The organism is Serratia sp. CY27727, from assembly GCF_052169275.1.
Lineage (GTDB): Bacteria > Pseudomonadota > Gammaproteobacteria > Enterobacterales > Enterobacteriaceae > Serratia > Serratia sarumanii.
In genome coordinates, this window is record NZ_JBJNLB010000010.1 from 109,352 (window position 1) to 127,608 (window position 18,257).

An 18,257-nucleotide genomic window follows, 5' to 3' on the forward strand; every position below is an offset into this window, starting at 1 on the left:
GAGCCGACATGAAAAAACGTTATTTGTGGCTGGCCGGCGCCGCCTGGTTGTTCAGCGGCGTGGCGATGGCGTTGACGCTGGATGAGGCGAAGCAGCAAGGGCGGGTGGGCGAAACCCTGAGCGGCTATATCGCCCCGGTGAAGCAGGACGCGGAAACGCTGGCGCTGGTGAAGCGCATCAACGCCGGCCGCGCCGAGAAGTATCAGGAAGTGGCGGACGGCAACCATATCGCCGTCGACGAAGTGGCGCGCATGGCCGGGCAGAAGCTGGTGACGCGGGCGCAGAGCGGCGAGTATGTGCGCGGCATCAACGGCCAGTGGCTGAAGAAATAAAAAAAAGCGCGCCGTCTGGCGCGCCAAGAGATACGGATAGATGATTATTATGAGGGTAGTGCAGGTTTGACAGGACTTGCTTCTTGTCCGGCAGGGGCGCGGCGCCCCTGCGCAGGATCTTAGGCAGACACCACCTGAGACAGGGCCGCCTTGGCGTCTTCCTGTGCTTTGGTCGCCACTTCCGGGCCGTAGGCGATGCCTTCCGCGAAGACGAACTCCACGTCGGTGATGCCGATGAAGCCCAGGAACAGACGCAGGTAAGGTTCCACCAGGTCGGTCGGGGTGCCTTTATGAATGCCGCCGCGGCTGGTCAGGATCACCGCGCGTTTGTTTTTCACCAGGCCTTCCGGACCGTTTTCGGTGTAACGGAAGGTCACGCCGGCGCGGGCAACCAGGTCGAAATAGTTTTTCAGCTGGGTCGGGATGTTGAAGTTGTACATCGGCGCGGCAATCACGATGACGTCATTGGCCTGCAGCTCGGCGATCAGCTCGTCCGACAGGGCCAGCGCTTCTTGTTGACGCGGGGTCAACGGAGCATCGGAAGGACGCAACGCGCCGACCAGTTCACCGTCCAGCACCGGGATGGGCTGTGCGGCCAGATCGCGCACGGTGATGGTGTCGCCGCTGTGGGCGTTGCTCCATTGCTCTACGAAGAAATCGGCCAGTTGGTTAGACTGAGAGTAGGTCGCCAGGATGCTTGATTTCAGAACCAATACGTTGCTCATCGATAATTCCTTACGTTGTGACAGTGACATCAGGACTCAGCGTCCCTTGCATGGAGTACATGCTATTCACATTCCTCCAACAGTGATAGCGCAATATTTCGAGATCTTCGTTCGATTTTATTGAATGACATGGCGAGGCTTTACTCGCGGAAGTAGGGGGAGAAAGCCGTTTGTGATAGGCTGTGCGGCTAAAGCAAAAAAATCGCTAAAAAAACATCAAACCGTTGCCAAGCCTGGCCTTGGCGGCGAAGAAACAAGGAACACCGAACGTGAAATCTCCGCTCGAGGCACTGCCGGCCCAACTGGGTGAGCTGATGCTCCGCGATCAACAACGCCTGCGTCGTCGCCTGCAGGGCGCACGAAAAATCAAAAATCCCGATGCCCAGCTGGCGGTGGCCGCCGAAGTAGAAAGCGACATCGCGGCGGCGCGGCAAAAAGTGCAGGCGCGCGCCGCGTCTTGCCCGCGCATTACCTATCCGGAAAGCCTGCCGGTCAGCCAAAAAAAACAGGACATATTAAACGCCGTCCGCGATCACCAGGTGGTGATTGTCGCCGGGGAGACCGGCTCGGGGAAAACCACCCAGCTGCCGAAGATCTGCCTGGAACTGGGGCGCGGGGTGAAAGGGCTGATCGGCCATACCCAGCCGCGCCGCCTGGCGGCCCGTACCGTCGCCAACCGCATCGCCGACGAGCTGGAAACCCCGCTCGGCGGCAGCGTCGGCTACAAGGTGCGCTTCAACGATCAGGTGGGAGAAAATACCCTGGTCAAGCTGATGACCGACGGTATCTTGCTGGCGGAAATTCAGCAGGACCGCCTGCTGATGCAGTACGACACGCTGATCATCGATGAAGCGCACGAGCGCAGCCTCAACATCGACTTTATTCTCGGCTACCTGCGCGAACTGCTGCCGAAGCGCCCGGATCTCAAGGTGATCATCACCTCGGCGACCATCGATCCGCAGCGCTTCTCGCGCCATTTCAACAATGCGCCAATCATCGAGGTTTCCGGCCGCACCTACCCGGTGGAGGTGCGCTACCGCCCGGTGGTCGACGACGGCGACGATACCGATCGCGACCAGCTGCAGGCGATTTTCGATGCGGTGGACGAGCTTGGCCGCGAAGGGCCGGGCGACATTCTGATCTTCATGAGCGGCGAGCGCGAGATCCGCGATACCGCCGACGCCCTGAACCGCCTCAATCTGCCGCATACCGAGGTGCTGCCGCTGTATGCGCGCCTGTCGAACAGCGAGCAGAACCGGGTGTTCCAGTCGCACCACGGCCGCCGCATCGTGCTGGCCACCAACGTGGCGGAAACCTCGCTGACGGTGCCGGGCATCAAGTACGTTATCGATCCGGGCACCGCGCGCATCAGCCGCTACAGTTTCCGCACCAAGGTGCAGCGCCTGCCGATCGAGCCGGTGTCGCAGGCCTCTGCCAACCAGCGTAAAGGGCGCTGCGGCCGCGTGTCGGAAGGGGTGTGCATCCGTCTGTACTCCGAACAGGATTTCCTGTCGCGGCCGGCGTTTACCGATCCGGAAATTCTGCGCACCAACCTGGCGTCGGTCATTCTGCAGATGACCTCGCTGGGGCTGGGCGACATCGCCGCGTTTCCGTTCGTCGAGGCGCCGGACAAGCGCAACATTCAGGATGGCGTGCGCCTGCTGGAAGAGCTGGGGGCGATCGCCACCGCCGACAACGGCCACTATCAGCTGACGCCGCAGGGCCGCCAGCTGGCGCAGTTGCCGATCGACCCGCGTCTGGCGCGCATGGTGCTGGAAGCGCAGAAGAGCGGCAGCGTGCGCGAGGTGATGATCATCACCGCCGCGCTCTCGATTCAGGATCCGCGTGAGCGCCCGATGGACAAGCAGCAGGCCTCGGATGAAAAACACCGCCGCTTCGCCGACAAGGACTCGGACTTCCTGGCGTTCGTCAACCTGTGGGATTATCTGCAGGAGCAGCAAAAGGCGAACTCCTCCAGCCAGTTCCGCCGGCTGTGCCGCAACGATTTCCTCAACTACCTGCGGGTGCGCGAGTGGCAGGATATCTACACCCAGCTGCGCCAGGTGGTGAAAGAGCTGGGGCTGCCGATCAACAGCACGCCTTCCGACTACCGCAGCGTGCACACCGCGCTGCTGACCGGCCTGCTGTCGCACATTGGCCAGAAGGATGCGGACAAGCAGGAATACACCGGCGCGCGCAACGCCCGCTTCTCCATCTTCCCCGGCTCCGGCCTGTTCAAGAAGCCGCCGAAGTGGACCATGGTGGCCGAACTGGTGGAAACCAGCCGCCTGTGGGGGCGCATCGCTGCGCGCATCGAACCGGAATGGATCGAGCCGCTGGCTCAGCACCTGGTGAAACACAGCTACAGCGAACCGCACTGGTCGAAGTCGCAGGGGGCGGTGATGGCCAGCGAAAAGGTCACGCTGTTCGGCCTGCCGATCGTCGCGGCGCGCCAGGTCAATTACGGCTCCATTGATCCGCTGCTGTGCCGTGAGCTGTTTATTCGCCATGCGCTGGTGGAGGGAGACTGGCAGACGCGCCACGCCTTCTTCCGCGAAAACCAAAAGCTGCGCGCCGAAGTGGAGGAGCTGGAGCATAAATCACGCCGCCGCGACATTCTGGTGGATGACGAAACGCTGTTCGGCTTCTACGATCGCCGTCTCCCCAACGACGTGGTTTCCGGCCGTCATTTCGACAGCTGGTGGAAGAGCGCGGCCAAACAGCAGCCGGATCTGCTGAACTTCGAAAAAGAGATGCTGATTAAGGACGGCGCCAACAAGATCAGCGCGCTCGATTACCCGAACTTTTGGCATCAGGGCAACCTCAAGCTGCGGCTGAGCTACCAGTTTGAACCGGGCACCGACGCCGACGGCGTGACGGTGCACATTCCGCTGCCGATCCTCAACCAGGTGGAGGAGCAGGGCTTCGAATGGCAGATCCCCGGCATTCGCCGCGAGCTGGTGATTGCGCTGATCAAATCGTTGCCGAAACCGGTGCGCCGCAACTTCGTGCCGGCGCCGAACTACGCCGAGGCGTTCCTTGGCCGCGTCACTGCGCTGGAATTGCCGCTGCTGGACGCGCTGGAGCGCGAGCTGCGGCGCATGACTGGCGTGACCGTGTCACGTGATGATTGGCAGTGGGATCAGGTACCCGATCACCTGAAGATGACCTTCCGCGTGGTGGGCGAGAAAAACCAGACGCTGCGCGAAGGCAAAGACCTGGCCGCGTTGCGCCTGCAGCTGAAAGAGAAGGTGCAGGAGACGCTGTCGGCGGTGGCCGACGATGGGCTGGAGCAGAGCAATCTGCATGTCTGGAGCTTTGGCCAACTGCCGGCGTTTTACGAGCAGAAGCGCGGCGGCTATTCGATGAAGGCTTACCCGGCGTTGGTGGATGAAAAGGACAGCGTGGCGATCCGCCTGTTCGACAGCGAAAGCGAGCAGCAACAGGCGATGTGGCAGGGCACGCGCCGCCTGCTGTTGTTGAATATTCCTTCGCCGATCAAATACCTGCATGAAAAGCTGCCGAACAAGGCCAAGCTGGGGCTCTACTTCAACCCGTACGGCAAGGTGTTGGAGCTGATTGACGATTGCATTTCGTGCGGTATCGACAAGCTGATCGCCGAACACGGCGGCCCGGTCTGGCAAGAGGAAGGCTTTGCGCGCCTGCAGGAGCAGATCCGCGCCGAGCTGAACGACACGGTCGTCGAGGTGGCCAGGCAGGTTGAGCAGATCCTGACGGCGGTCTTCAACATCAACAAACGGCTGAAAGGCCGGGTGGATATGTCCTTGGCGCTGGCGTTGTCAGACATCAAAACCCAGCTCGGCGGCCTGGTCTACCGCGGTTTCGTCACCGGCAACGGCTGGAAACGCCTGCCGGACACGCTGCGCTACCTGCAGGCGATCGAACGCCGATTGGAAAAACTGACCATCGATCCGCATCGCGATCGCGCGCAGATGCTGCGGGTTGAGCAGGTGCAGCAGGCGTGGCAGCAGTGGCTGAACAAGCTGCCGCCGAAGCGACAGCAGGAGGAAGAGGTGAAAGCGGTGCGCTGGATGATCGAAGAGCTGCGCGTCAGCCTGTTCGCGCAGCAGCTGGGCACGCCGTACCCGATCTCCGACAAGCGCATTCTGCAAACTATCGAACAGCTTTCGGGCTAAGTTCGGGCGCGCCGGCCGGCGTCGAACGACAGACAGCACAACTGGCCGGGCAGAAGGTTTTGGGCCGCCGGGCGAGAGGGGGCACCGTGGAGGCATTCCCCTGGCATATTTCTGCCAGGGGGCGTTTGCCTGTCCAGGCTCGGCTCCGATGGCATGAAAGGCGAGCCGAACCCTCTTCGAGTGCGCTGGAGGCTGTATTACTGAGAGAACGGGGATGTTTCAGGTGCATGTTTGTCTCAAAGTCTGTTTCGAAAACCTTGAATACCAGATGCGTGACTACACTGAATTTAATGATTCAGCGTGATTTCAAACGAATCGTTAAAAGATAAAAATGAGGGATGCCTGAGGTACAGAGGCCTTTTTTCAGCCATTATCTCTGAATGCCGCTCCATTTAAAAACATGTGAACTGCATGGCAAACCATTTCCTGAATTTGCGGTGTACTTAGCGGGGTTAATTGGCGCTGGTACACACGCATATCAACCTCTGCGGTTAATAGCGACAAAAATTGTAAAGCTCTAAGGTGCGGATCTGCCAAATGCAGTTCCTTACGCTCCATCGCTATCGCCATGAGTTCCGAGAGTTTTGTTACACTTTCTCGTATTCCTGCATCATAAAATAGAGTGCCTATATCAGAATTACCAGACTCGGCAACCACCATCCGATAAACGGCGATTGCGCTATTATCGTTGGCAACAACCTGCAGCTTTCGCTCGGCAAAACGCATCAAAGTCTGTTCCAGCGTGAAAGTTTGCGCATCAATCATCAGTCCCTCAGCGGCTTCTGTGAGGTGCTGAGTTGCATGTTCACGAACAACGGCGACAAAGAGCGCCTCTTTAGAAGGGAAATAACGGTAAAGAGTCGCTTTCGATCCGCCAATCCGCTTGACCAGTTCATTCATTGACGCTCGTTCATAGCCCATTTCTTGAAAAAGCAATGCCGCTTCTTCGACGATAGCGTCGCGGCGTGCTTTAGTACGTACTTTCATTAGTATTCCTTACCGTTAAAGCAATGGTTACATGACAAGAGGCTTTTTCTTGACACGCGATGAAACTATGATAAAAGTGTACCAGGTGGTACTGTTTTGGTGTTTTTATGATCGCTCTTGGTTGTGTACACCACCATCCACCTAAAGAAAAGTCTTGTTAAGCACCATATTTCGGTTGTTTTTCTGGGGGAAAAACAATCAGTTAAAATCAGTATCGATGATATCTCTGGTCGGGAGCCTTAAATGTCTAATTACATCAACGCTTTTCTCTTGGTTGTTGCGGTACCTACCGTTATTTTGGCCGGATGTTCGGCAAAACCACCGGTACGGTATGCTAGCATTGATTCATCATCATTGCTCACTCCTAACACTGATGATAAATCCAACCGTATTCCTTACCGCTATGCCCCGCCAGTGGACTGGAGTAAATACACCAATATCATTATCGAACCGGTCGTTATTTATCAAGGGGGGGATCACCAGTTTGGCGATCTCTTGCCGGAAGAGCGCAAGTTATTGGCGGATTATATGTATAACAAATTCAGCGAAAGTTTGCGTCCACACTTCCGGGAGGTCAGCACACCAATTTCCGGTACTATCCGATTAAAACTGACGCTAACAGGTGCTGATACGACGACGTCTTTTATCGGCACTATCACTAAGTTAGACCCTCTGGTGGGAGGGCCTTACAATATTGTGCAATCTATCCGTGGTGAGGAAGGATTATTCAACGGCTCAGTGAATTACGTTGTGGAGCTTTATGATGCTTCTAACCATAGCCTTCTCAACGCCTACGTGGCCAGACAGTATCCGAATGCCATGAATATCGGTGCAAGTATCGGCTCGCTCAACGCGGCCGAGGTGGGAATTGACAAAGGTGCGGAAGAGCTGGCTGAGATGTTGAATTAATTATGCTCAAAGTGCTGATGGTGAAGCTGAATTACCGCCCTTAATGGCGAAAAGATATTTTACCAGAGCCGCCGACAGATAAACATGAGTGAGTCAAGTGGGTATATTAATCTACCACGGAGACAGTGCAATAGCATACATCGGCTATCAGAGAACATATGTTTGAGCGCAGTGCAAGGAGGGATGATGACGGTGGGGCGGTTTATAGTGATATTTACAATCATAGACATTTCATTTCTTGTGTTTGTTGTCTTACTGATTTTGTAAACGACACTGATATTTATAATTGGCAATGGATAGCTCAGCGGGTTTTTCTGGATGCATTATGGGAATACGGCATTTTTGCCTTATGCTCCACACAGCGGCGCCTATTCTGAAAAGGTCGCGCATCAGTATTTGAAAGCGGAATGAGATGTTATCTGGCTTTTTTATAAAAACGGTCAGTCGCCAACTTTTTGATGAGCGCGTTGGCGGAAAGCAAAGCAAGGCAAACCACGGTTACTGATAGATTTAACCCTCTCATCGGAGAAGATAGGGCATCATAATCTCAGTGACATTTGATGAATTATTTAAATGATAAATTTGTATAGGAGTAGCTTAATTATGGCAGATGAATATAGTATGCAATCGCAAGCGTCCTCTTGGCAGAGCGTATTACCCATTTCCCGTAATCTGTATTATGGTGGAAATTGGCATGCTCCCGTCGGAGGTGAAGTCAGAGCAGTGAATAGCCCAGGAACCGGAACGGAGTTATGCAAAGTTGCAGAAGCTGACGAACGCGACGTATCTTCCGTTATTGACGCCGCCAGAAATGGATTTCAGCTGTGGCGTCAAGTCAAGCCACTCGAAAGAGCAAAAACACTTCGAAAAATGGCTGCTGTAATCCGCAGCAATTTACGCGAGCTGGCGTTGCTTGATGCCATTGACTGCGGAAACCCTGTGCAGATGTTATATGGGGATGTGGCTGCGGCGGCAGAACTGCTGGACTTCTTTGCGGGACTTGTCACCGAGATGAAAGGAAGCTCAATCCCAATGGGAGTCGGGACCGTTAATTTTTCGACACGGGAGCCCTATGGTGTTGTTGCGCGAATAATTCCTTTCAACCACCCACTCCTGACGTGTGCGGGGAAAATAGCTGCGCCGTTGGCGGCGGGAAATGCCGTTATAATTAAACCCTCAGAGCAAAGTCCGCTCTCGGCGCTGAGACTGGCTGAGCTCTTTCACGAACTGTTGCCGCCAGGAGTCTTCAATGTGGTGACAGGAGGGAAGGCCGTTGGCGCTGCACTCTCGCAGCATCCAGGCGTTTCAATGATCACTGTAGTCGGAAGCATACCTACGGGGCGGGCGGTAATGCGTGCAGCCGCGGAAACGATAAAACCGGTGCTGCTTGAGTTAGGTGGAAAAAATGCCCTCATTGCCTTCTCTGATACTCATCCAGATCAAGTTGCCGATGCTGTGATACGTGGTATGAATTTTGAGTGGTGCGGGCAATCATGTGGTTCAACAAGCCGGGCATACATTCATAGCGATATATATGAGGATGTTATCGAAAAGGTTGCATCGCGCGTGACTCGATTTAAACCAGGCATACCGTCAGACCCTGAAACCACCATGGGGGCATTGATTTCTCAGGCTCAATTAAGCCGCGTGGAATCTTATGTTGAGCAGGCAAAGCTCGCTGGGGCACGGCTTATTGCCGGAGGCTCGAGGCCCGCACATGAATCACTAAAGAACGGCTGTTTTTTTGAAGCAACTGTATTTGCTGATGTAACCATGGATATGGATATTGCACGGGAAGAAATTTTTGGTCCCGTGTTGTCCATTATAAAATGGGATGACAAGAAAAGTCTTATTCAACAAGTGAATCAGTTGGATCTTGGGCTAACTTGTTCTATATGGACTGACAGCCTGCAAGACGCGAATCAATTGGCTCAGGATGTTGAGGCAGGGTTTGTGTGGATAAATGATGTGGCTAAACATTTTCTTGGTGCTCCATTTGGTGGTGTAAAACAGTCTGGGATTGGCCGAGAAGAGTGTTTGGGTGAGCTTTTGGCCTTTACCAGGGAAAAGAATATACATATCAATTTCACACCAGAATAAGTTGATTTGATACGGCATCAATTTTATGTAAAGGGAAATATAAGGAGTTTTCACGATGAGATTTCTGAGCATTTCATTAGAACCAAAAAGATAGAGTTATTTATATGTCATTATTGCCTCAGATTATTCCCCCAGAGCATGGCAATATTTTCAATCATTGGCATGATACAAAGAACTGTCGGGTTTTAATCAAGGCGATAATGGCATATTTCTTAACATTAAAACCCTCTTTCTCTCGGATTAAACGCTGGTTAAGGGAGATCGCCTGAAACCAGCGCTTGTGGAGATAAAGGCTATTTGCCTGCCGCCAGGGCGTCCAGTGCTTCGCGGATGCCGGGCACCGCCAGGGCGCGGTTATCGGCGCGGTAGCGATCTTTCGCCGCCGGCGCCGAGCTTTGGATGGCGATCAACTGCCAGCCGTCGGCGGTTTTCAACAGCAGCGGTGAGCCGCTGTCGCCGGGCAGGGTATCACACTGGTGCGACAGTACGCCTTGCTGGGCCCAGCCGGTGACCTTGCAGTTTTGGTGGCTGTAGAGGTCATCCAGATGATCCTCCGGGTAACCCGCCTGAGTAATCAACCGCTTGGCCTGTTTCAGGGCCTGGGTCAGCGCCTTGCTGTCGCCTTGCCACAGCGGCAACGGTGCGATCGGCAGCGGCTTTTTGTCTTTCAGACGGATCAGCGCAAAGTCATAAGCGGCGGCGGCGGGCGGCACGATCCAGCCATCGCCGTCCGGCTTCAGCTTTTTGCCCAGCTTGCTGTCGACCAGAGTTTCGATATTGTCGGTTTGATACCGCCAGGATTTATCGCCCGCCACGAAGCGCAGGGCGATGGCTTTATCCAGTTGCCCCGGCGGCGCCAGCACGCAGTGGCCGGCGGTCAACGCCAGGTGCGGGGAGATCAGCGTGGCGGTACACAGATTGCCGCTGGCGGTTTCGACCTGGCCGATGGCCTGCCAGGGCTGGGCGGTGGTATCCGTGACCTTGATGCGTTCATCTTTGCCGAAAAACAGACGCGTTTGCTCGGCCTTGGACGGGCCGTCGGCGCGTGCCGCCTGAGCAGCGATGAGTGGGAGTGAGCACAGCAACAGTAAAACGGATTTGCGCATAGATCTCTTGCCTGACAAATACGGATCATCCATAAACACACTGAATGCTAACTATAGACTGATTTAGCATCCGTGTGGATGGGCAATAATTGATTTTTCAATAATTTCCCGCCGGCGATGCGGCAGGCTACAGGTAAAAAAAGACGGCGATCAGTCCGCAAAGGATCAGGGCGGTCAGAACGATCTCGAACAGGTAGCGGCGCAGCATCAATGCGAACCCCCGATGAAAAAACACCCGGCGAACCGGGTGTCGTACACGTCAAGCCTGAAACGGTGAGGGGACCCTCACGTTGTTACGCCTTTTTGTGGCTGGCTTTCTTGTGGTGTTTTTTAGCCGCCTGGGCTTTTTGGGCCGGGGCTTTCGCACCGGCTTTTTTGTGATGCTTTTTGGCCGCCTGAGCTTTCTGAACCGGGGCTTTCTTGCCGTGGTGTTTCACCTGGGCTTTAGCCGGCGTAGCGGTGGCGGTGGTTGCGCTAGCCGCAGGTGCGGTGGTGGCAGCCTCGGCAGCGAAAGCTACGGAAGACAGACCCATTGCAGCGGCAACAACCAGAGCTAATACTTTTTTCATCGCAGAATCCTCAATATGGCTTTTGGGTATCAACCCCACTGCGGGGCCGTTGAAATGATAGTAGGCAAACGGCGTCCGCCTTTCCGTGAGTGATTGGTTTCGGCATGTAACCTAATGTACAGGGCGGCTGTGGGGAGTGGGATTGCTGTTATAATGACCGCCAGGCACGGTAAAAAGGATTTAACATGAACGAGATATCAATTCGTTGTGGCGTGACCGAACAGGGCGAGGTGCCGCTGGCCTATGAGGACTGGGGCGATGAGGCGCACCCGCCGCTGCTGCTCATCATGGGGATCGGCGCACAGCTTTTGCTGTGGCCTGACGACTTCTGCCGCGCCCTGGTGGCCAAGGGATTTCGGGTGATCCGCTATGACAACCGAGACGTCGGCCTTTCCGGCAAAACGCAGGCACAACGTACGCAGCCGTTGTGGCTGCTGATGTTGCGCGCCCAGCTCGGTTGGCAAACGCCGGTGCCTTATACCCTGGCGGACATGGCGGCGGACGCGGCGCATCTGCTCGATCATTTACGCATTCCGCAGGCTCACGTACTGGGCGCTTCGATGGGTGGGATGATCGCCCAGGTGCTGGCCGCCGAATACCCGCAGCGTGTCGCCTCGTTATGCATCTTGTTCTCCAGCACCAATCAACCGCTGTTACCGCCGCCGGCCCCTTCGCTGCTATGGCTGTTGGTGCGCCGGCCTGCGGCCGATTTGACACTGCAGCAGCGCCACGAGGGGATGAAAACCTTCCTGCGTGCGCTCGGCACCCGATTTTATCCGCCGGAGGAAGCGGAGCTGGATACGCTGGTGACGCGGTTGCTGAAGCGGGGCGTGGATCCGGAAGGCATGCAGCGGCAACTTTCCGCGTTGCTCGGCAGCGGCGATCTGCGTCGTTATAGCCGGCGCATAGCCGCGCCGACGCTGGTTATTCACGGCGATCGCGATCGGCTGGTGCGCAAGGCGGGTGGGGTTGCGATCGCCCGTGCGGTCGCCAACGCCAAATTGCATATCATGCCGGGCATGGGGCATGACCTGCCCGCGCCATTGAGGCCGCAGCTGGCGGCGATGATCGCCCGTCATGCGCTGGGATGAGAGGCCGGAAAGCCCGGCGTTTTTTGCTATTTTAGTTACAACATACTTATGGTGGGTAGCCAGCCGCCACTCTGTGGCCAAGGCGTTGTCGGCAAGGAATGCGCGCTATGAAACATTATCCGGTCATGCAGGCGGGAAAAGGGCGCGGCCGGGGCCGCGCCAAGAGAGATTACAGGTAGCGGGTTTCCAAATGCTGACGGAAGTAGCGTGGGTTGAGCGCTTCGCCGGTCGCGTTGGCGATCAGCGTTTCGGTCGGGAAACGGCTGCCGTGGCGCCAAATATTGTGCTGCAACCAGTGGAACAGCGGCTGCAGGTTGCCGGCGGCGATATCTTCGCTCAGCGAAGGCAGGGCCTGACGCACGCTGTGGAACAGCTGCGCGGCGTACATCGCGCCGAGGGTGTATGTCGGGAAGTAGCCGAAGGCGCCGTCGGTCCAGTGAATATCCTGCATGCAGCCGTTGCGGTAGTTGCCGATGGTGTCGAGGCCGAGATAAGCCTGCATCTTCTCATTCCACAGCGCCGGAATGTCTTCCACGTCGATATCGCCTTCGATCAGCGCTTTTTCAATTTCGTAGCGCAGGATGACGTGGGCAGGATAGCTCACCTCGTCGGCGTCGACGCGGATCAGGCCCGGTTTAACGCGCTGGTTGAGGCGAATAAAGTTGGCCTCTTCCAGCGCCGGCTGTTCGCCAAACTGCGCGGTGACCAACGGACGCAAGATCTTCAGGAATTCATTGCCGCGCGCCAGCTGCATTTCGAACAGCAGGCTTTGCGATTCGTGGATAGCGGTGGAACGAGCCAGGGCGACCGGCTGGCCGAGCAGATCGCGCGGCAGGTTCTGCTCGTAGCGGGCGTGGCCGGTTTCGTGCACGATGCCGAGCAGCGCGGTCAAAAACTCTTTCTCGTTGTAACGCGTGGTGATGCGCACATCTTCCGGCACGCCGCCGCAGAACGGGTGGGCGCTGACGTCGACGCGGCCGTTGTCGAAGTTGAAACCGAGCAGCTTCATCACGCTGAGGCTAAGCTGGCGCTGGGTGTCCACATTGAACGGACCCTGCGGCGCCTGACAGGGCTCGTTAGCCTGTTTGGCCACCACACGCTGCAGCAGATGCGGTAGCCAGGTTTTCAAATCGCCGAAGATACGGTCGAGATCGCTGCTGCGCATGCCCGGTTCATACAGGTTTAGCAGGGCGTCGTAACGGCTGGTGCCGGCCGCCTGCGCGCGGATCTGCGCTTCTTCCCGGCTGAGCTTGACCACTTCGCGCAGGTTGTCGGCGAAGCCGTCCCAGTCGTTGGCCGGGCGCTGGGCGCGCCAGGCGTGTTCGCAGCGCGCGCCGGCCAGTGATTTGGCTTCGACCAGCGCGGCCGGCAGCAGCACGGCGTCTTCATATTGGCGGCGCATTTCGCGCAGGTTGGCGCGGTCGATTTCGTCCAGCGTCTCTTGCTGCGCGCGATCCAACAGCGCGCCGGTGCTTTGTGCCGTTAAAATCTGGTGCTGCAGCACGCTCAGCTCGGCCAGCGCTTCGGAGCGCGCCTTGCTGCCGCCCGGCGGCATCATGGTTTGCATGTCCCAACCGGCGATGGCGGACAGGTGGCCGAAACGCGACAGCCGGCTGAACAGGGCGCGCAGGTGATCGTAAGCAGACGTGTTGGAATGTGCAGATGTCATTATTATTCGGCTCCAATGAGAAGGTCTGGCGGCATTACGCCAGATCGGCTTTTAAACTGAATGTCGGCTTCACCGGCCAGCAGAAACGGAAGCTGGCGCCGCCGAGCGAACTGCCTTCGACGAACACCTGTCCCTGGTGGGCGACGGCGATGGAATGGACGATGGCCAGCCCCAGCCCGCAGCCGCCGGTAGCGCGATCGCGGCTGGGATCGAGACGGACGAAAGGTTCAAACACCCGTTCGCGCTCTTCCGGCGGGATACCCGGCCCGTCATCCTCGACCTGCAAGCAGGCGAGGTCGCCGTCAAACCACAGGCCAACGCGCAGCCGCTGTTCGGAATAGCGCAGCGCGTTGTTGACCAGGTTGTCGAGCACGCGCTCCATCAGGCGCAGATCGACGCCGCCGAAGTCGCCGACGTGCGGGATATCGAGCTGGATGTCGCGATCCTGATGGATCAGGCGGATATCATCGACCTTGTCCTCGAGCCACTTTGGCAGATCGATGGGTTCAATGTTTAACGCAACCTGCGGACGGTCCAGACGGGCATAGGTCAGCAGCTCGTCGATCAGCGACTCCAACTGGCCGATATCGCGGTTCAGCGCCTGCTGCTCGCTGTCGGACAGGTTATCGCTCATTTCAAGCCGGTAGCGCAGGCGCACCAGCGGCGTGCGCAGCTCGTGCGCGATGCCGTCGATCAGCTGTTTCTTGCTGGCGATCAGGGTATTGACGTTGTCGGCCATCTGGTTGAACGCCACGCCGAGCCGGCTCAGGCTGGAGGTGGGATCGAAGTGGGTGCGTTCATCCAGATACCCGGCGCCGAGCCGCTGGGCGGCGTTTTCCAGCTTGAGCAGGTCTTGCCAATGCGGCCGCATCCACAGAAACACCGGCAGCGCCAGCGACATGCCGATAAACACCAGCAACACCAGATCCAGCAGGCGCATCTGATGCAGGTAGAACAGATAAGGAATGGGGCCGACCACCAACACATAGTGGCTGCGCGGAATGCGCTGCATAAAGGTGTACTGATCGTCGAGGGCGATGATTTCCCCCAGCCGCAGCCGCTTTTTCAGATCCTCGCTCAGTTCCTGTTTGCCGAGCGGTTCGATATGCAGCTTGAATGACAGGTTGAGATCCAGCGTGGCGATGGTCTTGTTCCAGTCCTTCAGCGGGATTTCGCGCAGCTCGCTGCGCATCAGGTACAGCGAACTTTTCATCAGATCGTCCATCGACTGGCGGCCGGCGCGCTCGGCGGTCACCTTGTACACCAGGCCGACCAGCATCGCCATCACCAGAAAACAGACGAACAGCAACAGGAAGAACTGGACGAAAAGTTTCCTCATTGTTGCACCGATGCCCAGGCGTTAGGGGCGAACAGATAACCTTTATTGCGCACGGTCTTGATGCGGAACGGTTCCAGCGCGTTGTCGTACAGCTTGCGGCGCAGGCGGGAGATCGCCACGTCGATGCTGCGGTCCATGCCGTCGTAGCTCACGCCGCGCAGGTTTTGCAGCAGCGCCTCGCGATCCATGATCTGCCCGGCGTGGGTCGCCAGCTCCCACAGCAAATCGAAATCCGAGGTGGACAGGGTGATCGTTTCCTCGCCCAGCGTGACCTGCCGGTTGACCGGATCGATGCACAATAGCCCGAAATGCAGCGCGTTGTGCTGGGTGAGCGGCTGAACCGACTCTTCTTTCGGCTGCTGGCCGTGTTGGCGCAGGTGCAAACGCAGGCGCGCCAGCAGCACCGCCGGCGGCGTGGTTTTCAGGATATAGTCGTTGGCGCCCATCTCCAGCGACAGGATATGGTTCATGTCGCTGTCGAGCGAGGTGAGCAGCACGATCGGGCCGGGGAAGGTGGGGCGCAGATCGCGGCACAGCGTCATGCCGTCTTTGCCAGGCAGCATGATGTCCAGCAGCACCAAGTCGGGTTGCTCACGCGCGATGCGCGCCTGCGCGCTGTCGCCGCGCGGTTCGATCAGCACCTCGATGTCGTGTTTGCCCAGATAGGCGGCGATCAGTTTGCCGACTTCGGGATCGTCTTCCACAAAAACAATTTTATGCATATGCCCGTGTTTTAATAAGAAAAGCGGATTTCAGCATAGCGCGGCCCGCGGCGATGCGCCATGCGGATCTTGGCCTCAGCGCAGCGGCCGGCCGCCGTCGACGCCGTGGGTGCGGCCGGTGACGTAGCGGCTCTCCAGCAGGTAGTTCACCAGGTTGACCACTTCGCTCTCGCCCGGCGCGACCTTCATCAGCGATTTCGCCAGCGCCTGCTGGCGATAAGCCTCGTCGTCGCCAGGATTGAAGATGATCAGCGCCGGCGCAATGGCGTTGACCTTGACCTCCGGCGCCAGCTTGCGGGCGAACGAACGGGTCATATTGTCCAGCGCGGCCTTGCTGGCGGCGTAGGCGATATGTTTGTCGCTGCCTTTTTCCACCACGTAATCGGTCAGATGGATAATGTCCGCGCCGGCCTGGCCCTGGCCGGTCAGGCAGGTTTCAAGCAGTTGGTTGAGCAAATAGGGCGTATAGACGTGAATTTGCAGCATCTCCGCCATCACCTGTTCCGGCGGCACCTGCGGCGACTCTGCCTGCCAGGCGCTGGCGTTGTGGATCACCGCGCGCAATTTGGACGCCACCTGCCGCACCTGGTCGGCGAAACGGTAGATGCCTTCGTGCGTGGAAAAGTCGCCCTGAATGCAGCAGGCGCCCAAGGCTTTCAACTCGGCCATCGCCGGATATTCGCTGCGATAGGCGATGATGACGGGAACGCCGCGCTGGAGAAACGCTCTGGCGAGCGCCAGCCCGATGCGTCGTGCCCCCCCGGTAATCAGCACCGGGGCAGAGTTGGGGTGTTCCATTGATTAAAGCTCCTGGACAGACTGGCAAACAATAGGGGAATTATGCCATCATACGGCGGAAAGTCGTTAAAGCTTCGCATGATTATCCATTTCTGGATGTAAGATCCCCAATGCATTTCAGGTTGTCGCCCGGCGGCGGCTTGAAAGACCACGGGTTAACACTGGCCATGAGAGGAATGAGGGGATGAACAGCAATCACCTTGCATCCATCGCGCGCAGTGAGAAAATCTGTTTCGACTATATGGATTTTCTGTCCGCATCGTGCAGGAAGCACTGGCGCTTTGTTGATGCTATTTATGGTGTGATGCCGATCTTCGGCATGGTGTTGAAATCGCGCGTGACCACGTCACAAACGCGCAAAGAGCAGTTGAAAGAGCTGGCGCTGCAGGTGGTGTCAACCCAGGTCAGCGATGAAACCAATATCGTGCGCCTGATTGACCTGGCGCAGCAGCAGGGTCTGACGGTATTTGATATTCAGCTGCCCTATGCGCTGGAGGCGCAGCAGCTGGCGGCTATTCAGAAAGAGTGCGCGGAAGGCATCGCGATCGCCCTGGTGGGTGAGCGCATGACCGTCACCATTCCCCCTAAAAGCTGACCGGGAATCAACCCGGCCACTCGTTGATGGTTAGGCAATTGACTTGCCGCGATAGCCTAACCATGAACGTGATATTCCGCGCCGCGTAGCGGCCTGCCTTTAAAGCCGGGTCCCGGCATTGGGGCCGGAGCGCAGGGTATAAATGCCGTCTATATGAATCAGCACTGCGTATTTCGGCGGTTTCATTCCATTTTTTTCTGCAAACGCCAGCGCATCGTCAAACGGCTTGCCCGCCAGGAACAGTTCCGGGGTGCCGACGAAGCGGTAACCGTCCAGCGCCTCGCGATCGATAACCACGACGGCCATTTTCGATCCCTCCCTGATATTTTGCAGCGTCTGGCCGCCGGTATTTTCGTTGTAAATCAGCGTACGGTCGTCATACAGGCGCAGAGAGCGCTTGGGGCCGATATCGGGCACGCCGCTTGGGCTGCTGGTCGCCTGCACAGGCAGCTGTTTGGCCAGCATCTTTTTCATCTCATCATTCAATTCATTCATTGGCAGATTACCCCTCAGGTCGTGGTGGCGTTGTTAATGCACGGTGGCGGAATGGTTCGCTGCGGGCGCGCAGACGCTGGTTTCCGGCAGCCGGTGCTCGCGCAGCGCCTGCAGCGTTTCAATTCGGAACCGCAGCAGGTGCCGTTCGGCGATCTGCTGCATCTGTTCGCACAGCGAGGTGTCGTCCATCAGTTGCTCGATGGCGAGCCGGGCCTGATGCACGTGGGGTTCTACGCCGCGAAGCGGCTTTTGCCGCAGGCGCAGATGGGTGATGTTGTTGAACGTGACGATCAGCGCGGCCAGGGCGGATTCGAAAAGATGCAGTGCGTCAAACCGTTCGGTATATTCCGCGTTTTGCCAGGGCCGTTCGGCGACGAGCGCCTGAGCGGCCTCCAGCGCCTGCTGGTAGTGCGCCATCGCCAGGCGATCGCGCCGCTGATTGAATGCCGTGTTGCCCTCGGCGATCAGCGCTTCCCAGGCGGTAAACAAGGGTAATGCGTGCAGCAGTTTTTCAGCCATGAAATGCCTTCCATTTTCAGCCGGTCTAAACCCGCCTCCTGACGCCTCTCGGCAGGGGGCACTCGCGTCTTGCCGTTAATGCTCAAATGATAATGATAATTAATTGCATTTAAGATCGCAAGAGGAGCAACTGACGGATCAACA

General features: G+C 57.4%; 16 protein-coding genes. 6 read left to right on the forward strand and 10 right to left on the reverse strand.

From position 1 onward, the window contains the following. The first annotated feature begins 8 nt into the window (after window positions 1–8). Window positions 9–332, forward strand: coding sequence for a YdbL family protein (locus ACJ8HB_RS20510; RefSeq protein ID WP_033634662.1), 324 nt, complete (start codon window positions 9–11; stop codon window positions 330–332). A 119-nt stretch (window positions 333–451) separates the two neighbouring features. Here ACJ8HB_RS20510 and azoR read toward each other — a convergent pair whose 3' ends face one another. Further along, entirely contained in the window at window positions 452–1,057 is a 606-nt protein-coding gene (gene azoR / locus ACJ8HB_RS20515; protein WP_033634661.1) for an FMN-dependent NADH-azoreductase, read from the reverse strand. Window positions 1,058–1,326: 269 nt separating this feature from the next. On the opposite strand from azoR, the gene hrpA reads away from it, so the two are divergent. Continuing rightward, the gene (gene hrpA / locus ACJ8HB_RS20520) at window positions 1,327–5,214 is read left to right on the forward strand and encodes an ATP-dependent RNA helicase HrpA (protein ID WP_094860158.1); all 3,888 of its coding nucleotides are present in this window, start codon (window positions 1,327–1,329) and stop codon (window positions 5,212–5,214) included. A gap of 363 nt (window positions 5,215–5,577) precedes the next feature. Here hrpA and ACJ8HB_RS20525 read toward each other — a convergent pair whose 3' ends face one another. Then, a complete protein-coding gene (locus ACJ8HB_RS20525) occupies window positions 5,578–6,201 on the reverse strand; it encodes a TetR/AcrR family transcriptional regulator (RefSeq protein ID WP_033653064.1) in 624 nt (207 codons plus the stop codon). Window positions 6,202–6,444: 243 nt separating this feature from the next. Here ACJ8HB_RS20525 and ACJ8HB_RS20530 point away from each other — a divergent pair, with 243 nt between their 5' ends. Beyond that, complete coding sequence (locus tag ACJ8HB_RS20530; protein ID WP_047567285.1) at window positions 6,445–7,110, forward strand: DUF3313 domain-containing protein; 666 nt, start codon at window positions 6,445–6,447, stop codon at window positions 7,108–7,110. A 603-nt stretch (window positions 7,111–7,713) separates the two neighbouring features. Continuing rightward, window positions 7,714–9,210 carry an aldehyde dehydrogenase family protein gene (locus tag ACJ8HB_RS20535; protein ID WP_197831840.1) on the forward strand — a complete coding sequence of 499 codons (1,497 nt, stop codon included), beginning with the start codon at window positions 7,714–7,716 and terminating at the stop codon, window positions 9,208–9,210. Between the two features lie 293 nt (window positions 9,211–9,503). Here the strand turns inward: ACJ8HB_RS20535 and ACJ8HB_RS20540 are convergent, their stop codons facing one another. After that, window positions 9,504–10,316: a trypsin-like serine peptidase gene (locus ACJ8HB_RS20540; protein ID WP_033634660.1), complete on the reverse strand. Its 813-nt coding sequence runs from the start codon at window positions 10,314–10,316 to the stop codon at window positions 9,504–9,506. Between the two features lie 293 nt (window positions 10,317–10,609). Continuing rightward, the gene (gene asr, locus ACJ8HB_RS20545) at window positions 10,610–10,885 is read right to left on the reverse strand and encodes an acid resistance repetitive basic protein Asr (protein WP_041035252.1); all 276 of its coding nucleotides are present in this window, start codon (window positions 10,883–10,885) and stop codon (window positions 10,610–10,612) included. A gap of 185 nt (window positions 10,886–11,070) precedes the next feature. Here asr and ACJ8HB_RS20550 point away from each other — a divergent pair, with 185 nt between their 5' ends. Then, on the forward strand, window positions 11,071–11,976 hold the full coding sequence (locus ACJ8HB_RS20550) for an alpha/beta fold hydrolase (protein ID WP_033648430.1): 906 nt from the start codon (window positions 11,071–11,073) through the stop codon (window positions 11,974–11,976). A 169-nt stretch (window positions 11,977–12,145) separates the two neighbouring features. Here ACJ8HB_RS20550 and ACJ8HB_RS20555 read toward each other — a convergent pair whose 3' ends face one another. The 4 genes from ACJ8HB_RS20555 to folM all read right to left on the reverse strand — a co-directional run bounded on the left by ACJ8HB_RS20555 (window position 12,146) and on the right by folM (window position 16,504). Beyond that, on the reverse strand, window positions 12,146–13,645 hold the full coding sequence (locus tag ACJ8HB_RS20555; RefSeq protein ID WP_047567289.1) for a carboxypeptidase M32: 1,500 nt from the start codon (window positions 13,643–13,645) through the stop codon (window positions 12,146–12,148). A 34-nt stretch (window positions 13,646–13,679) separates the two neighbouring features. Continuing rightward, window positions 13,680–14,984 (reverse strand): two-component system sensor histidine kinase RstB, encoded by a 1,305-nt coding sequence (gene rstB, locus ACJ8HB_RS20560; RefSeq protein ID WP_047567291.1) that lies wholly within the window; start codon window positions 14,982–14,984, stop codon window positions 13,680–13,682. Then, the gene (gene rstA, locus ACJ8HB_RS20565) at window positions 14,981–15,706 is read right to left on the reverse strand and encodes a two-component system response regulator RstA (protein WP_047567293.1); all 726 of its coding nucleotides are present in this window, start codon (window positions 15,704–15,706) and stop codon (window positions 14,981–14,983) included. Before rstA ends, rstB begins: the two co-directional genes overlap by 4 nt. Before the next feature lie 75 nt (window positions 15,707–15,781). Beyond that, window positions 15,782–16,504, reverse strand: coding sequence for a dihydromonapterin reductase (gene folM / locus ACJ8HB_RS20570; protein ID WP_047567296.1), 723 nt, complete (start codon window positions 16,502–16,504; stop codon window positions 15,782–15,784). Between the two features lie 184 nt (window positions 16,505–16,688). On the opposite strand from folM, the gene ACJ8HB_RS20575 reads away from it, so the two are divergent. Further along, window positions 16,689–17,099 carry a hypothetical protein gene (locus ACJ8HB_RS20575; RefSeq protein WP_025302970.1) on the forward strand — a complete coding sequence of 137 codons (411 nt, stop codon included), beginning with the start codon at window positions 16,689–16,691 and terminating at the stop codon, window positions 17,097–17,099. A 99-nt stretch (window positions 17,100–17,198) separates the two neighbouring features. Here ACJ8HB_RS20575 and ACJ8HB_RS20580 read toward each other — a convergent pair whose 3' ends face one another. Continuing rightward, window positions 17,199–17,594 (reverse strand): pyridoxamine 5'-phosphate oxidase family protein, encoded by a 396-nt coding sequence (locus ACJ8HB_RS20580; RefSeq protein ID WP_047567298.1) that lies wholly within the window; start codon window positions 17,592–17,594, stop codon window positions 17,199–17,201. Window positions 17,595–17,627: 33 nt separating this feature from the next. Then, a complete protein-coding gene (locus ACJ8HB_RS20585) occupies window positions 17,628–18,113 on the reverse strand; it encodes a hypothetical protein (RefSeq protein WP_033634651.1) in 486 nt (161 codons plus the stop codon). Window positions 18,114–18,257 lie beyond the last annotated feature (144 nt).